Origin of the sequence: Sphingomonas sp. IC081 (genome assembly GCF_006874585.1) — a bacterium.
In the GTDB taxonomy this organism is placed as follows: Bacteria; Pseudomonadota; Alphaproteobacteria; order Sphingomonadales; family Sphingomonadaceae; genus Novosphingobium.
Window position 1 is genome coordinate 2,109,888 of record NZ_CP029761.1, and the last position, 14,447, is coordinate 2,124,334.

A 14,447-nucleotide genomic window follows, 5' to 3' on the forward strand; every position below is an offset into this window, starting at 1 on the left:
CACGGGCCCGGGTTGTGATCCCGATGGGCCTGGCAGGCCGGGCCAAACACCCGTCTTGCCACGCATTTTCCGGTCATTGGTCAATCCGTGCCGGGCGCCGGGCGGCATAATGCGATTGCCCGATCACGCGCCCGGTCCGGGCATCGACATCGACAAAAAAGATCTTGCCGTTCTGGATGAACTTGAGGCGGTAGGCCATCGCCGCCGGATCGTAATCGGGGCCGAGATACTGCATGCCGTTCATGCGCGGCAGGACCATCTGCTCGATCTGACGGATCGACAGGATGTTGCCTGCCTTGCGCTCGCGGCGTGCCTCACCCTGATCCCCGCCGGGATCGGCAGCCTGCGCAACGACCGAAGGAGCGACGAACGCGACCGCTGCGCCGAAAAGTGCGCCAGTCATCGCGAGAGAGGAGACGAGCCGTTTCATAATGACTTGGGTGCCTAAGCGACGGGGCTTGAACAAGTCCTGAATGTGGCAGGAAGGTGGCACTGACTGAAATGTGTTGCAGGAATCCCACGCAGTTAACCGGAGCTGCGAGACTCTGCACAGCCCTACCCCCGCTTGCCGCCCGTCGCCACTGCCTGTAGGGCGCGCAACTATGGCAATCGCACCTATCCTCAGCTGGGAAGGCCTCGGCCTGATCCAGGGCTCCGGCTGGCTCTTCCAGGACCTCGACATCAACATCGCCCCGCGCGACCGGCTGGCGCTGATCGGCCGCAACGGTGCGGGCAAGAGCACACTGCTCAAGCTGATCGCGGGCACCGTCGACGCGGACAAGGGTACCCGCTCGGTCCAGCCGGGCATGCGCGTGGTTACGCTGGAGCAGGACCCGTTCTTCACCGGTTTCGACACCCTGCTCGACTTCGCGATCCATGGTGACGATGCGCCCCAGCAGCACGAAGTGGAAGCGATTGCCGACCAGCTCGGCATCGACCTCTCGCGCGAGGCCAAGAGCGCCTCGGGCGGTGAGCGCCGCCGCGCCGCCCTGTGCCGGGCGCTCGCCTCCGAGCCAGACCTGCTGCTGCTCGACGAGCCGACCAACCACCTCGACCTTGCCGCGATCGACTGGCTGGAATCCTGGCTGCAGCGCTACAACGGCGCCTTCGTGGTGATCAGCCACGACCGGACCTTCCTGACCCGGCTCACCAACGCCACGCTCTGGCTCGACAGGGGCGGCCTGCGCCGCCGCGACATCGGTTTCGGCGGCTACGAGGCATGGGAAGACGAAGTCTACGCCGAGGAAGCCCGCGCTGCGCAGAAACTCGACGCCAAACTCAAGATCGAGGCCCACTGGCTGGAACGCGGTGTCACCGCGCGGCGCAAGCGCAACCAGGGCCGCCTTGCCAAGCTTTGGGAGATGCGCGCCCAGCGGGCGTCGATGATGGGCCCCCAAGGCGCCGCGAAGCTGGCCGTGGTGGCGGACGAAAGCAAGACCAAATCGGTCATCGTCGCCGAACACGTGACCAAGAAATTCGGCGAGGGCGAGGCCCAGCGCACGATCATCAAGGATTTCAACTTGCGCATCCAGCGCGGCGACCGCATCGGCGTGGTCGGTGCCAACGGCTCGGGCAAGACCACCCTGCTCAAGATCCTGATGGGCGAATTGCAACCCGATTCCGGCACGGTGACACGGGCCGCCACGCTCGATGCCACGGTGATCGACCAGCAGCGCAGCCGCATGAGCCCGGAACTGCGCATCCGCGACGTGCTGGCCGAAGGCGGCGACTGGATCGACGTGGTCGGCGTGCGTAAACACATCCAGGGTTATCTCAAGGACTTCCTGTTCGATCCCGGCCTCGTCGAGGCGAAAGTCGGCACGCTTTCGGGCGGCGAACGTTCGCGCCTGCTGTTCGCGCGCGAATTCGCCCGCACCTCCAACCTGCTGGTGCTCGACGAGCCGACCAACGACCTCGACCTCGAAACGCTCGACCTGCTGCAGGAAGTGATCGCCGACTACAACGGCACCGTGCTGATCGTCAGCCACGACCGCGACTTCCTCGACCGCACCGTCAACGTCACGCTCGGGCTAGACGGCTCCGGCCATATCGACGTCATCGCCGGCGGCTATGCCGACTGGGAAGCCAAGCGCCGCGAGCGCACCAGCGCGGGCAAAGCCAAGGCCAAGGAAAGCACCAATGCGGCCCCGCCGCCGCCGCCGAAAAAGGGCAAGCTCTCCTACAAGGACCAGCGTGACTACGAGTTGCTGCCCAAGAAGATCGAAGAGCTGGAGGCCCAGATCACCCGCGACGAGGAGACGCTGGCCGATCCCGCGCTCTACACCCGCGATCCCGCGAAATTCGCCAGCCTCAGCGCCGCCATCGAAAAGGCGCGCCGCGACAAGGACACCGCCGAAGAACGCTGGCTCGAACTCGCCGAGCAGGTAGAGGGCTGAGCGTCAGGACGCCGCCGGGGCGTCCTGCACTGCCACGTGCGGCCCTTGCCCAAGCGGATCGCCATCCAGAACCGCGCGCCAGAAGCGCACGAGGTTCGCGGCGTTGACGCCCCAGGAGAACCGCGTCACGTTGGCCGAGACCTGCTCCTGCCCGGGCGGATCGGCAAGAATGTCGCGCACCGCCTCGGCAATGGCCGCCGGCGTGCGCTGGGCAAGGCGGCCCGCGCTGGGGTCCTGCACCACTTCGCGGGCACCGCCGATATCGGGGATGACGATGGGCGTGCCGCAGGCCAGCCCCTCGATCCAGACATTGGCCAGCCCCTCGCTTGCCGAAGGCAGTACCAGCACATCGGCGGCACAGAGCAGATGAGGCAGCAGGTCATGCCCGACCTGCCCGAGGAAATGCACGCGCTCATCCACGCCGAGCGACGCCGCCAGCGCCCGCAAGGCCCGCTCGTCCTCGCCCACCCCGGCAAGCGCAAGGCGCACATCGGGAAGCTGCGCCAGCGCCTCGATCACCAGCCGCTGGCCCTTGCGGGGAATCAGTGAACCGGGCGTCACGATCAGCGGCCCCTGCGACCAGATGCCCAGTTCCGGCACCGCCGAAACCAGCGCCCGCGCGGCGCCGCGTTCGACGGGATGGAAACGCTCCCGGTCAAGGCCGGTATAATGCACGGTGATACGGTCTTCCGGCATGCCCAGTGCGATCATGTCCGCCCGCAGCGCCTCGCTCACCGCCAGCAATCCCGCAGCCTGCTGCGCGGCGCCAAGCATCTGCGCCAGAGCCGCCGGTCGTTTGCCCCAATAGTGGATGTCCGCCCCGCGCGACTTGATGGTCAGCGGCAGACCCAGCGCACGCGCAACGATGGCGGCCGCCGGCCCGTCCGGGAAAAAGAACTGGGCGTCCACCAGATCGAACGGCTGTTCGCCGTGAAGACGGCGGGCGAGCGGCAGCACCGCTCTTGCGATCCGGGCAGGATTGCTGTCGCCGCCGAGCTTGGGGATCAGGGTGAACTGGGGATAGTGAACCGCGATCCCCGATGCGTCACTTTCCTCAGGCAATGCCGAGAGGGCATCGTAAGGCTTGCGCCGCGACAGCGGCCAGGGCGGCACCCCGATCGGGCTCACCATCGTGAGATCGACGGCGCCATCGGCGACCACCGCGCGCATCTGGTTGCCGACAAAGATCCCGAAGGACGGCTTGGCGGGATTGGGAAACAGCGTGGCTATCGACAGGATGCGCATGAAGGCCCTCTACGCGGCAGAAGTTAGAGCTTTCTGACCAGCATTTCGGCAACGGCCAGCCACTGCGGATGTTCCACCCTGGCCTGCTGCCGCCCGGTCGCCGGGGGTGAAAGCACGATGCCGCTATCCTCGCAGCCGATCAGACGCCCGAATGCGAAACGCCCGGCCGGACGAGGCACCAGCACGTCGCGGTTGAGCAGCCGCGCCGCATGCCCGGGCGGATGCTGGCGCAGCCACACCTGATCGCCCGCCCGGTAGTCTCCGGCGGAACTTTCCACCTCCAGCACCAGCCAGGGCGCTTCGGCTGCAAGCTCGCTGGGCAGTACGGCCTCGCGCTGCATGTGCGGCGCCTCCACGCCATCCTCGGTGAGAACCGCGACGATCATCGCCGGTTCGCGGCTTTCGCTGCGCAGCAGAAGTTCCGGCGCGACATCGAGCGCCGCGGCGATGCGGTTCATCCAGCCCAGCGAAAGCGTGCGCATCCCGGTCTCGAGCCGCCCGATGGTCTGGGCCGTGGTTGCCGGGCGGCAGGCAGCGGCGACATCGGCCAATGTCAGCCCCTTCTGCTGGCGGATGTCACGGATGCGGTTGATCACGGGCGGCCTTCGAATAACCAAACAGGTTATCGCTTTCCTACAAGCAATCCGTTTTGGCAAGTTGCGCCTACGTTATCAGGAGGCACCCGATGAAACAGCAGCTTGTCGAACGCGAAGTCACCAGCGAGGGGCCGGTCCGGACCAGCGCAGCCCGCAAGCGCCGCAGCGTGACCGTGAACCTCGCCGAATCCTCGCTCACCTGGCTGCACGCCCGTGGCCACTTGTGCGACCGCCGCTTGGCTGCCGGCGAACTGCTGCGCAGCGACTGGGAGCGCGCCCAGCTCAATCCGCGCACGACCATGCGATGGGAACCGGTTCGATATGGCGGCGGGTCCGCCGGCCTCACCGATGGCGAGCGGCAACTGGCGGCGAAGGCCCGGTTCGACGGCGCCATCGCTGCCGCGGGAACCAGCCTCTGCGACGTGCTGTGGCGGGTGGTCTGCGCAAACGAAGCCTTGCCTGCTGCGGAAAAGGCACTGGGCTGGCCGATCCGCAGCGGCAAGCTGGTGCTCGGCATCGCGCTCGACCGGGTGGCGGATTATTATAAAATCGCGAAATAGATCGCGCAGATTGTGACTCTCCTGTTGCAGCCCCGAGAAACGAACGGCAACTTGCCGCCATCCGGCAGGGCGGTCCGAAAGGGCACGTCCGACAAGGCCGTCCGACAGGGGTGAATCCAGGAGATCACAATGCTTCGTAGAGAATTCATGGGCAGCGCAGCGATGGGGCTGGCCTGGGGGCTGCTGACATCGCGCAGCGCGATCGCCGCCGCCACGGCCTCATCCGCCGCCCCCACACTCAACGCCGCCGACAAGGCGCTCTACGCCCGGCTCGACACCCTGTTCTACGAATCGCTCGCACAGAGCCCCGAGATGGCGAGCTCACTCGGCCTCGACAAGGGGCAGTATGCGCCGCTCAAGTTCAAGCTGTCGGATGATAGCGCCAAGGGCCGTGCCGCCAGCCTGGCGCTGGGACACAAGGCGATCGCCGCCGTCGAGGCCGTCGATGCCGCCCCGCTCAGCGCCACCGGCAAGCGCAACCGCGAACTGGCACTCTATCAGCTTCGCCAGCGCACCGTCTCGCAGGACAAGTTCCAGATCGACAGCGCCCAGCGGCCCTACCTGATCTCGCAGCAGGGCGGCGCCTATTTCTCGCTGCCGGACTTCCTCGACAGCCGCCACACCATCGAGACGAACAACGACGCCGAGGCCTATCTTTCGCGCCTTGCCGCCTTCAGGACCGCGCTCGACGACGAGACGCAGCAGCAGAAGGACTACGGCGCGCGCGGCATCGTCGCACCGGGCTGGTCGCTCGACCTCGCGCTCGGACAGATGGAGAAGCTGCGCGGCACGCCTGCGGCACAGAACGGCCTCGTCGCCTCGCTGGTCAAGCGCACCAAGGCCAAGGGGCTCGACGGTGACTGGGCGGCCCGCGCTGCCGCCATCGTCGAGAAGGACGTCTATCCCGCGCTCGACCGCCAGATCGCGCTCGTCAAGGCGCAGCGCCAGACCACGCCAGCCGGTGACGGTGCATGGCGCATCGCGCGCGGCGACGAGATCTACGCCGAAGCCCTGAAGCAGGCGATCACCACCGACGACACGCCCGAACAGGTCCACCAGATCGGCCTCGACCAGGTGGCAGACCTGAGCGCGCAGCTCGACACGATCCTCAAGACTGCCGGGCTCACCACCGGATCGGTCGGCGCCCGTCTCGACGCGCTCAACAAGCGGCCGGACCAGCTTTACGCCAATACCGATGCCGGGCGCAGCGAATTGATCGCGGCGCTCAATGAAGGCATCCGGCAGATGTACACGAAGCTGCCGCAGGCCTTCGACAATCCGCCGCAGCAGCCGCTCGAAATCCGCCGCGTTCCGCCCGAGATCCAGGACGGCGCTCCCAACGGCTATTATTACCGCGCCCCGCTCGATGGCTCGCGCCCGGCGATCTACTGGATCAACCTCAAGGACGTGGCCGACTGGCCGAAATACACCCTGCCCTCCCTCACCTACCACGAAGGCGTCCCGGGCCACCACCTGCAGGGCGGCTTCGCGCAGAGCGGCGGCGAACTGCCGATGATGCTGAAGAACAGCTTCATCTCGGCCTATGGGGAAGGCTGGGCGCTCTATGCCGAACAGCTGGCCGACGAACTGGGCGCCTACAGCGGCCTCGAACGCGCGGGCTATCTCCAGAGCTACCTGTTCCGCGCCGCCCGACTGGTGATCGACACCGGCATCCACCATTACAAATGGAGCCGCGAGAAGGCGACCGACTACATGGTCGAGACGGTCGGCTTCGCCCGGCCGCGCTCGCAGCGCGAGGTTGAGCGTTACTGCACGATGATCGGCCAGGCCTGCTCGTACAAGATGGGCCACACCGCCTGGATGCGCGCCCGCGCCAGGTCGCAAAAGGCGCTGGGCGACAAGTTCACCCTGCCCTGGTTCCACGCGATCCTGGCCGAAGGGGTGATGCCGCTCTCGATGCTCGACAAGCGCGTGGACGAGCGCATCGCCGAACGCCTCAAGCAGGCCTGAGGCACACCTGAAACGCACCTGGCAGGGGTTGAACCCGGGGTAGGCGACAAAAAAGGGGCCGTTCCCTCACGGGAGCGGCCCCTTCGTCATGGTGGCGTGCGAGATACGCCTCAGGGGCGCGCGCCGCGCTCCCGCGCGAGGCGGTCCTGACGGTCGATCTCGCTCTCGGTCTTGACGAAGCTTTCGCTGTTCACGCCAAGCCAGATGAGGATCGGTGCCGCCATGTAGATCGAGCTGTAGGTGCCGACAAAGATGCCCAGCACGATCGCCGAGGTGAAGCCGAAGATCACGTCCGGCCCCATCAGCAGCAGCGCCAGCAGCGTGATCAGCATCGAAAGCGAGGTCACGATGGTGCGCGCCAGCGTCTCGTTGACCGAAAGGTCGAGCAGCTCGGGCATCGGCATCTTGCGATACTTCTTCATGTTCTCGCGGATGCGGTCGTAGACGACGATCGTGTCGTTCAGCGAATAACCGATCAGCGTGAGCAATGCCGCAACGATGTTGAGGTCGAACTCCATCTGCGTCAGCGCGAACATGCCCAGCGTCAGCGTCACGTCGTGGACAAGGCTGAACAGCGCGCCGACACCGAACTGCCACTCGAAGCGGATCCAGATGTAGGCGGCGACCGCCAGGGCCGCGAGGCCGAGCGCCAGCATGGCGCTGTGACCGAGTTCGCCCGAGACCTTGCCCGAGACCGAATCGACCCCGTCGATCCGCGCGTCGCTGTGGTGCGCGCGGATGTCGGCGGTGATCTTGCCCGCCATCGCGTCCGAAAGCTTGGGATTCTTGTCCGCGCCTTCGGGCAGCTTCATGCGGATCGAGATCTCGTTCGGCTTGCCGAAGCGCTGGATGATCGGCTCGCCGAAGCCCAGCTTCTCGATCTCGGTGCGCAGCGGCGCCACCGGTGCATCGGTGCCTTCCGCGAAGGTCACGCGGATCACCTGGCCGCCGACAAAGTCGACGCCCAGGTTCAGGCCCTTGGTCGCGATCAGGCCGATCGACGCCGCCATCAGCAGGAAGCTCATGACGTAGAACGGCACCCGCCAGCGCAGGAAGTGGATGTTGGTGTGGTCGGGAACGAGCTTGAGGAGCTTCATCTGTCCTCTCCTCTTACAGGTTCAGGTCCGCCGGCCGCGCCTTGCGCAGCCAGCCGGCGACCCACATGCGGGTCATGGTCACGGCGGTGAACACCGAAGTGGCGATACCGATCAGCAGCACGATCGCGAAGCCGCGCACCGGACCCGTGCCGAAGGCCGCCATCAGCACGGCCGCGATCACGTTGGTCAGGTTCGCGTCGAAGATCGCACGGCTGGCTTCCTTGTAGCCCAGTTCCACCGCCTGCACGACACGGCGGCCGCGATGGCGTTCCTCGCGGATGCGCTCGTTGATCAGCACGTTGGCGTCAACCGCCGCGCCGATGGTCAGCACGAATCCGGCGATGCCCGGCAGCGTCAGCGTGGTGCCGGCAAGGCCCATGACGCCCAGGATCATCAGCACGTTCACCACCAGCGCGACATTGGCGTAGACGCCGAAGCGGCCGTAGGTGACGAGGATGAAGATCATCAGCAGGCCGGTGCCGACGCCCATGGCGACGATGCCCTTCTGGATCGAATCGGCGCCAAGGTCGGGACCGACGGTGCGTTCCTCGACCACGGTGAGGTCGACCGGCAGCGCGCCCGAACGCAGCGCGATGGCCAGCTGGGTGGCCGACTGCACGGTGAAGCTGCCCGAGATCTGCGCACCGCCGCCCAGGATCGGCTCGCGGATGCTGGGCGCCGAGAGCACCTTGCCGTCGAGGATGATGGCAAAGCGCTTGCCGACATTGTCGGTGGTCAGCTTGGCGAACTTCTCGCCGCCCTGCTGGTTGAAGGTGATCGAGACGACCGCGGCGTTGGTCTTCTGCTCGAACTGCTGCTTGGCGTCGGTCAGTTCATCGCCCTTGATGCCGCCGAGACGCTTGACCGCCAGCACCGGCACGCCCTGCGCGGCCGCATCCTTGGGATCGGCCCAGGGAACGATCTCGTCGCCCGGCGGGATCGCGCCCTTGGCAAGGTCGCTCGGCAAGGCGGTCTCGTCGACCATCTTGAACTCGAGCTTGGCGGTCTGGCCGAGCAGGTTCTTCAGGGCCTGCGGGTCCTGGAGACCGGGCACCTGCACGTCGATGCGGGTGCCGCCGAGACGGCGGATGTCGGGCTCCTTGGTGCCCAGCGCGTCGATACGCTTGCGCACGACCTCGACCGCGGTCTCCATCGCGCTGCTGATCGCCAGGTCGATGCCGGCCTGCGTCGGCACGAGGACAAAGCGGTTGCCGTCCTCCACGGTGATGTCCCAGTCGCGCTGGCCGGAAAGGCCTGCGCCCGAAGTCAGCGGCAGGATCGCCTCACGCGCGGCGTCGACCTGCGAGGCATCGCGCACGGTGAAGGCAAGCTTGCCGCCCGAGCTGGAGACATCGCCGATGGCGATCACCGGCTGGGCCTGGCCGAGACGGGTACGGACCGACTCTTCCATGGCTTCCAGACGCTGCTGGGTAACCTGGTCGCGGTTGGCTTCAAGCAGCAGGCGGCTGCCGCCGGCAAGGTCGAGGCCAAGGTTGATCTTGTGATCGGGAAGAGCGCTGGGCCAGCGCACGTTCGGCGCCAGCGCGACCAGCGAAGGCAGGGCGCAGGCGCAGAAGAACAGCGTCAGCGCCCAGTACCAGGCCTTCTTCCAGGTGGAAAATTCGAGCATAGCCTCAGGCTTCTCTCAATTGGATGCAGGATCGAGACGTCTCGATCCACGCCTCAGTCGTTGGCGGGCTTCGAGCCGGCGGGCGGGATGACGTCGACGATGGTCGACTTCACGGCCTTGACGACCAGGCCCTGTGCCAGCTGGACGTCGGCATAGTTGTCGTCGACCTTGACGATCTTGCCGACAAAACCGCCGCCGGTCAGCACTTCGTCGCCCTTCTTGAGGTCGGCGAGCTTGGCGCGGTGTTCCTTCTGCTGCTTCATCTGCGGACGCATGATGAGGAACCAGAAGATCGCCGCCATCGCCACGAAGGGCAGGTACTGGATCCACGCGGGCGGAGCACCCGCGGGCGCGGCGGCGGCAAGCAGGTTGATGATCGAGCTTTGCATTGAGATGGAAGGCCTTCTGTCGTTTTGTCCCGGCGAGGAATCGCGCCTTCGTCGATAAATCCGCATGGATCGGATTTGCGGCGCGCCCCGCCCGAAACACCGTCGCCGGATTTCATCGGATGGGCGCGGTTAGCAATAAAGCGTAAGGCTGGCAACGCAGGCAGATACGCGCCCCGCCCCGGATCACCGGCAAATGGCATTCCTCGCCGCCACTTCAAGACGCCCCGCGCCGCAAGCGGCATTTTGCCATTTCATCCACAGCCTAGTGTCAGGGTCGGCGCAAAAAGTCGCAAAAGGGTGCTTGCGCAATCGAAAAGCCCTGCCTATAGGCCGCGCTCCGGTCGGGACGTAGCGCAGCCTGGTAGCGCATCACACTGGGGGTGTGGGGGTCGGAGGTTCGAATCCTCTCGTCCCGACCAATGAAAACCGCCGCTTCCTGCTTCGCGCAGGAGGCGGCGTTTTCGTATCGGCCTCGTATCAGCCTCGCATCGACCGGGCCGGCACGATCGGCGCCCCTCCCGCAACACACGCCGCGCGCAGCATGCAGCCCGCGCGCCGGAGCGCATTTTCCTACATCGGCCGATTTGGCTATCTGGTTTCGGGCCTCAATCCGAAACGGAGTGCCTGCCCATGCCACTGCTCGATTCGATCCTCGGTCCCGTCACCCGCATCATCGACAAGGTCATCCCCGACCCCGAAGCCCGCGACCGCGCGAAGCTCGAACTGCTCAGGATGGAAAACACCCAGGAACTGCAGATGCTTCAGGCGAGCCTCTCGGCCATCGTCGCGGAGGCCGGCTCATCCGACCCCTGGACCAGCCGCGCCCGCCCGAGCTTCCTCTACGTCATCTACGTCATGCTGCTGTGGTCCCTGCCGATGGGCCTGATCGGCGCTTTCAGCCCGCAGACCGCCCATGCCGTCGCCGCCAGCATGACCGGCTATCTCGGCGGCATTCCCGAACCGCTCTACGCGCTCTTCGGGACCGGCTATCTGGGCTATTCGGCGATGCGCCAGTGGGGCAAGGCCAGGGGCTCCGATCGCTGATCGCTCGCCGGTCCCGCGACAGACCACCCGGCTCCCGGCAAGCCCGCCTTGGCGGGAGCCTCCCCCTCCCGCGCTTGGCAGCAGCGGCGCACCTGCGCTAGACGGCCTGTGCCCGGCCGCATTCCCGCGCGCCGCAGATGTGAGGGATTAACGGAACAATGGCAGCCAGGCTGGTCTACGTGCTCAACGGCCCCAACCTCAACCGGCTGGGCCTGCGCGAGCCCGGCATCTACGGATCGCAGACGCTCGACGATATCGGCGCCATGCTCGTCGAACGCGGCGAGACGCTGGGCTTCGAGATCGACCTGCGCCAGTCCAACCATGAAGGCCACCTTGTCGACTGGCTCCACGAAGCCGAGGACAACGGCGCCCACGCCGTCCTGCTCAATGCCGGCGCCTATACGCACACCTCGATCGCGCTGCACGACGCGATCCGCTCGATCAAAGTTCCGGTGATCGAGGTCCACCTCTCCAACCCGCACCTGCGCGAGGAATTCCGCCACAAGTCGTGGGTCGGCATGGCCGCCAAGGGCACCGTCGCCGGCTTCGGCGCCCAGAGCTATCTGGTCGCGCTCGAAGCGGCCGCGACGCTCTGATCACGGCTCCGGCCCCATAAAAACAACGCCGCGCCTCCATCCCGGAGGCGCGGCGTTGTTGCAGGCGAGAGTTCGCCGACGGACCCTGAAAAACGCGAGCCGCGCCCGACCGCGGGAAACTCAGCCCTCCAGCGGCACGCCCGGCACGCTCTTGGCGGTGCGGATCGTCAGCGAGGTCTTGACGCTGTCCACGTTCGGCGCGGGCGTCAGCTTGCTGGTGAGGAATTCCTGGAAGCTCTGGAGGTCGCGGCTGACGATCTTCAGGATGAAGTCGATCTCACCATTGAGCATGTGGCATTCGCGCACTTCGGGCAGACCCTTCATGTGGTCCTCGAACGCGCGGAGCGATTCTTCGGCCTGGCTCTTGAGGCTGACCAGCGCAAAGACGGTGATGGTGAAGCCGAGCTTCGAGGCATCGAGGTCGGCATGGTAGCCCTGGATGATGCCCGATTCTTCAAGGCTGCGGACACGTCGCAGGCACGGCGGCGCGGTCAGCCCCACGCGCTGCGCCAGTTCGACGTTGGTAATTCGACCTTCGCTCTGAAGCTCCGCCAGCAGGCGACGGTCGATTTCATCGAGATTGATCATGCGAATCTTTCCTTGCGGGACGCCTCGGCGTGCGGGCCAGCCTCCATGGCTGTAACTTACACTCGAAAACGCCTGCGCCCCTGTAATTTTATTATCCCATAACGTAATCGTCAGGCATTGCAACGCCTAGAAACAACCATCCGGCGCTAAGCGGCACTTAGCGGGGTGCCATCGCCATCCCGGTAGGGCAGGAGCGCGCCACGCGCGGGGGCGGAACGGGCCGGGGAACGGGGCGCGAGAAAAAGATGCCCCCCGGTGAGGTCTCCTTAAGTGGTTTGCCTTAGGACAGTCCCGGGGCAGGAACGGTTGACAGTCTTGAGTATCGGCGGTGCATTGGTTCATGCGGAAGCACGCATGCGGCACGGCCGGACGATTTTGGAGCGGTAATGCATTTCGACGATCGCCTTGCAACGGTGTTGCAGCTGCCGAATTCGAGCGCGGCGCTGGCGCGCATCCAGTATCGGCAGCTGGTCGACATCCTCGGCCGGTTGCCGGGAAATGCGCGCTCCTGGGCCGTGGCGGCCGGCTTTGCGCAGCTCGCCCAGCTCGACAGGACGATTCCCGCCGCCGACCGTGCCCGTCTGGTCAGCCAGCCACTCCAGCCGCTGACCAACCCGCGCCTGCTGGCCCATCTGGCCGAAACCGAACCCGCCGTCGCCACCGCCGCCGTGCGCTGCGCACAATTGACGGAGGAGGCCTGGCTCGCGCTCGTTCCCGCTCTCCCCGTGCGTGCGCGCGGGATCCTTCGCCACCGCAGCGACCTTGGGGTACGGGTCGATGCCCTGCTCGAACAACTGGGCGTGCAGGATCGCGCCCTGCCTCCCGCCGAGGCGCTTGAGCTGGACGCGCTGCTCGAAAGTCCGGCAGCAGAAGCCCCGCCCGTCACCGCCCCCCCTGCTCCGGCGATGATCCGGCCGATCCCGCGCATGCCCGCGGCCGCGCCTCCCCCCGTTCAGGCCCCGGCCCCGCGCCCTGCCCCCGCTTCGCCGGCCACACGCCCCGGGGCACCGGCTGGGGCGACACCGACTGGCGCGACACCGACTGGCGCGACACCGGCTGGCACGACACCGGCGCCTTTTGCCGAGTTCGAGCAGGCCGCCGCCTCGCTTGGCACCCCGCCGCCGCCAACCAACACCGAAGCCGGGATCGGTGCCATCGTCCGCCGCATCGAGGAGTTCCGCAAGGCCCGCGAAGCGCAAGTAAACGGCGTCCACCACGCCGCCAACGATGCCGGATACGATGCCCCGCGCCTCCCGCTGGGCGATACCGCCGCCGGCTTGCCGCGCATTCCTGCCGCGATCGACTTTGCCACCGATTCCGAAGGCCGGGTTTCCTGGGCGGACGGCGTTCATGCCCCCTCGCTGATCGGGATGGACCTCACCGCCGCCGACGCCGCAGTCAAGGCCTCCGCCGGCATCGCCTCGTCCCTTCGCCACCGCGTGCCGCTGCGCGGCGCACAGATCGAGATTTCCGGCGCCCCGGCCGTCCAGGGCACCTGGCAGGTCGATGCGGTGCCCCGCTTCGAACCGGCGAGCGGCCGCTTCACCGGCTATTGCGGCCGCTTGCGCCGCCCCGCCGCGCTGGCCGCCGTCGGCGCCGCCATGCAAGGCCACGGCGAGGCCGATCGCCTGCGCCAGATCCTGCATGAGCTGCGCACCCCCGCCAACGCCATCCAGGTCGCGGCCGAGATCATCCAGCAGCAGCTCTATGGCCCTGCCCCGCACGAATATCGCGCGCTGGCCGCGGCGATCGCCGGCGACTGCGCGCACATCCTTGCTGGCTTCGAGGAGCTCGACCGGCTGGTCCGGCTCGAGACCGGCGCGCTCAACATCGAGGCGGGCGAATGCGACCTGGCCCCGGTCCTGACCGAGACGGTCAACCGCCTCAAGGCCTGGACCCAGCCGCGCCGCAGCGGCTTCGCACTGCAGCCGCCCGCCGACGGCGCCGCGCTGATGCTGCCGCTCGATCGCGCCGAAACCGAACGCCTGCTGTGGCGCCTGCTCGCCGCGCTGGCCGGCTCGACCGCGCCCGACGAGATGCTCCCGCTCGCGTGGAGCGGCCAGGACGGCCGGATCACGCTGAGCGTCGGACTGCCCGCCGCGCTGGCGGCGCTGAACGAAAGCGGCCTTCCCGAAAACGCGCCGGGCGAGCGGGGACACGCGCTCTCCACCGGCATGTTCGGGCTGGGTTTCACGCTGCGACTGGCTGCCGCCGAAGCCTCTGCTGCAGGTGGCGGCCTGCAGCGCGAAGGCGGCACGATCAGGCTGTGGCTTCCCGGCTTGACCGCCGCCAGTGCGGGCCATAGCCAAGGCCTGAACAATCTGATGTTCTGAAC

General features: G+C 66.9%; 13 protein-coding genes and 1 tRNA gene. 7 read left to right on the plus strand and 7 right to left on the minus strand.

The window, feature by feature from the left end:
* Positions 1–73: 73 nt before the first annotated feature.
* Positions 74–430 (minus strand): PepSY domain-containing protein, encoded by a 357-nt coding sequence (locus tag DM450_RS10205; RefSeq protein WP_142634534.1) that lies wholly within the window; start codon positions 428–430, stop codon positions 74–76.
* Positions 431–602: 172 nt separating this feature from the next.
* Here DM450_RS10205 and DM450_RS10210 point away from each other — a divergent pair, with 172 nt between their 5' ends.
* Positions 603–2,396, plus strand: coding sequence for an ABC-F family ATP-binding cassette domain-containing protein (locus DM450_RS10210; protein ID WP_142634536.1), 1,794 nt, complete (start codon positions 603–605; stop codon positions 2,394–2,396).
* Between the two features lie 3 nt (positions 2,397–2,399).
* On the opposite strand, the gene DM450_RS10215 is transcribed toward DM450_RS10210, so the two are convergent.
* Both DM450_RS10215 and DM450_RS10220 read right to left on the minus strand, forming a co-directional pair.
* Positions 2,400–3,641 (minus strand): glycosyltransferase, encoded by a 1,242-nt coding sequence (locus DM450_RS10215; protein ID WP_142634538.1) that lies wholly within the window; start codon positions 3,639–3,641, stop codon positions 2,400–2,402.
* A 23-nt stretch (positions 3,642–3,664) separates the two neighbouring features.
* The gene (locus DM450_RS10220; RefSeq protein WP_142634539.1) at positions 3,665–4,237 is read right to left on the minus strand and encodes a helix-turn-helix domain-containing protein; all 573 of its coding nucleotides are present in this window, start codon (positions 4,235–4,237) and stop codon (positions 3,665–3,667) included.
* Between the two features lie 89 nt (positions 4,238–4,326).
* Here DM450_RS10220 and DM450_RS10225 point away from each other — a divergent pair, with 89 nt between their 5' ends.
* Positions 4,327–4,797: a DUF6456 domain-containing protein gene (locus tag DM450_RS10225; RefSeq protein WP_142634541.1), complete on the plus strand. Its 471-nt coding sequence runs from the start codon at positions 4,327–4,329 to the stop codon at positions 4,795–4,797.
* Positions 4,798–4,926: 129 nt separating this feature from the next.
* Positions 4,927–6,768 carry a DUF885 domain-containing protein gene (locus DM450_RS10230; RefSeq protein ID WP_142634543.1) on the plus strand — a complete coding sequence of 614 codons (1,842 nt, stop codon included), beginning with the start codon at positions 4,927–4,929 and terminating at the stop codon, positions 6,766–6,768.
* A 110-nt stretch (positions 6,769–6,878) separates the two neighbouring features.
* Here the strand turns inward: DM450_RS10230 and secF are convergent, their stop codons facing one another.
* The 3 genes from secF to yajC are packed head-to-tail and all read right to left on the minus strand — an operon-like array spanning position 6,879 to position 9,884.
* The gene (secF, locus tag DM450_RS10235; protein ID WP_142634545.1) at positions 6,879–7,865 is read right to left on the minus strand and encodes a protein translocase subunit SecF; all 987 of its coding nucleotides are present in this window, start codon (positions 7,863–7,865) and stop codon (positions 6,879–6,881) included.
* Between the two features lie 13 nt (positions 7,866–7,878).
* The gene (gene secD, locus DM450_RS10240; RefSeq protein WP_142634547.1) at positions 7,879–9,495 is read right to left on the minus strand and encodes a protein translocase subunit SecD; all 1,617 of its coding nucleotides are present in this window, start codon (positions 9,493–9,495) and stop codon (positions 7,879–7,881) included.
* A 53-nt stretch (positions 9,496–9,548) separates the two neighbouring features.
* Positions 9,549–9,884, minus strand: coding sequence for a preprotein translocase subunit YajC (yajC, locus tag DM450_RS10245; protein ID WP_142634549.1), 336 nt, complete (start codon positions 9,882–9,884; stop codon positions 9,549–9,551).
* Positions 9,885–10,226: 342 nt separating this feature from the next.
* On the opposite strand from yajC, the gene DM450_RS10250 reads away from it, so the two are divergent.
* The 3 genes from DM450_RS10250 to aroQ all read left to right on the plus strand — a co-directional run bounded on the left by DM450_RS10250 (position 10,227) and on the right by aroQ (position 11,524).
* Positions 10,227–10,303, plus strand: a tRNA-Pro gene (locus DM450_RS10250).
* 211 nt (positions 10,304–10,514) lie between these two features.
* On the plus strand, positions 10,515–10,928 hold the full coding sequence (locus DM450_RS10255; protein WP_142634551.1) for a holin family protein: 414 nt from the start codon (positions 10,515–10,517) through the stop codon (positions 10,926–10,928).
* A 158-nt stretch (positions 10,929–11,086) separates the two neighbouring features.
* Entirely contained in the window at positions 11,087–11,524 is a 438-nt protein-coding gene (gene aroQ / locus DM450_RS10260) for a type II 3-dehydroquinate dehydratase (protein WP_142634553.1), read from the plus strand.
* A gap of 120 nt (positions 11,525–11,644) precedes the next feature.
* Here the strand turns inward: aroQ and DM450_RS10265 are convergent, their stop codons facing one another.
* Positions 11,645–12,112, minus strand: a complete 468-nt coding sequence (locus DM450_RS10265; RefSeq protein WP_142634555.1) for an Lrp/AsnC family transcriptional regulator — start codon at positions 12,110–12,112, stop codon at positions 11,645–11,647.
* Positions 12,113–12,498: 386 nt separating this feature from the next.
* Between DM450_RS10265 and DM450_RS10270 the strand changes: the two genes are divergently transcribed.
* Positions 12,499–14,445, plus strand: coding sequence for a sensor histidine kinase (locus DM450_RS10270; protein ID WP_142634557.1), 1,947 nt, complete (start codon positions 12,499–12,501; stop codon positions 14,443–14,445).
* Positions 14,446–14,447 lie beyond the last annotated feature (2 nt).

Bases quoted from the DNA above. Each gene is read 5' to 3' on its own strand.
- yajC (WP_142634549.1), bottom strand. From the start codon at position 9,884: ATGCAAAGCTCGATCATCAACCTGCTTGCCGCCGCCGCGCCCGCGGGT.
- secF (WP_142634545.1), bottom strand. From the start codon at position 7,865: ATGAAGCTCCTCAAGCTCGTTCCCGACCACACCAACATCCACTTCCTG.
- aroQ (WP_142634553.1), top strand. From the start codon at position 11,087: ATGGCAGCCAGGCTGGTCTACGTGCTCAACGGCCCCAACCTCAACCGG.
- DM450_RS10225 (WP_142634541.1), top strand. From the start codon at position 4,327: ATGAAACAGCAGCTTGTCGAACGCGAAGTCACCAGCGAGGGGCCGGTC.
- DM450_RS10215 (WP_142634538.1), bottom strand. From the start codon at position 3,641: ATGCGCATCCTGTCGATAGCCACGCTGTTTCCCAATCCCGCCAAGCCG.
- DM450_RS10255 (WP_142634551.1), top strand. From the start codon at position 10,515: ATGCCACTGCTCGATTCGATCCTCGGTCCCGTCACCCGCATCATCGAC.
- secD (WP_142634547.1), bottom strand. From the start codon at position 9,495: ATGCTCGAATTTTCCACCTGGAAGAAGGCCTGGTACTGGGCGCTGACG.
- DM450_RS10265 (WP_142634555.1), bottom strand. From the start codon at position 12,112: ATGATCAATCTCGATGAAATCGACCGTCGCCTGCTGGCGGAGCTTCAG.
- DM450_RS10205 (WP_142634534.1), bottom strand. From the start codon at position 430: ATGAAACGGCTCGTCTCCTCTCTCGCGATGACTGGCGCACTTTTCGGC.
- DM450_RS10270 (WP_142634557.1), top strand. From the start codon at position 12,499: ATGCATTTCGACGATCGCCTTGCAACGGTGTTGCAGCTGCCGAATTCG.
- DM450_RS10210 (WP_142634536.1), top strand. From the start codon at position 603: ATGGCAATCGCACCTATCCTCAGCTGGGAAGGCCTCGGCCTGATCCAG.
- DM450_RS10230 (WP_142634543.1), top strand. From the start codon at position 4,927: ATGCTTCGTAGAGAATTCATGGGCAGCGCAGCGATGGGGCTGGCCTGG.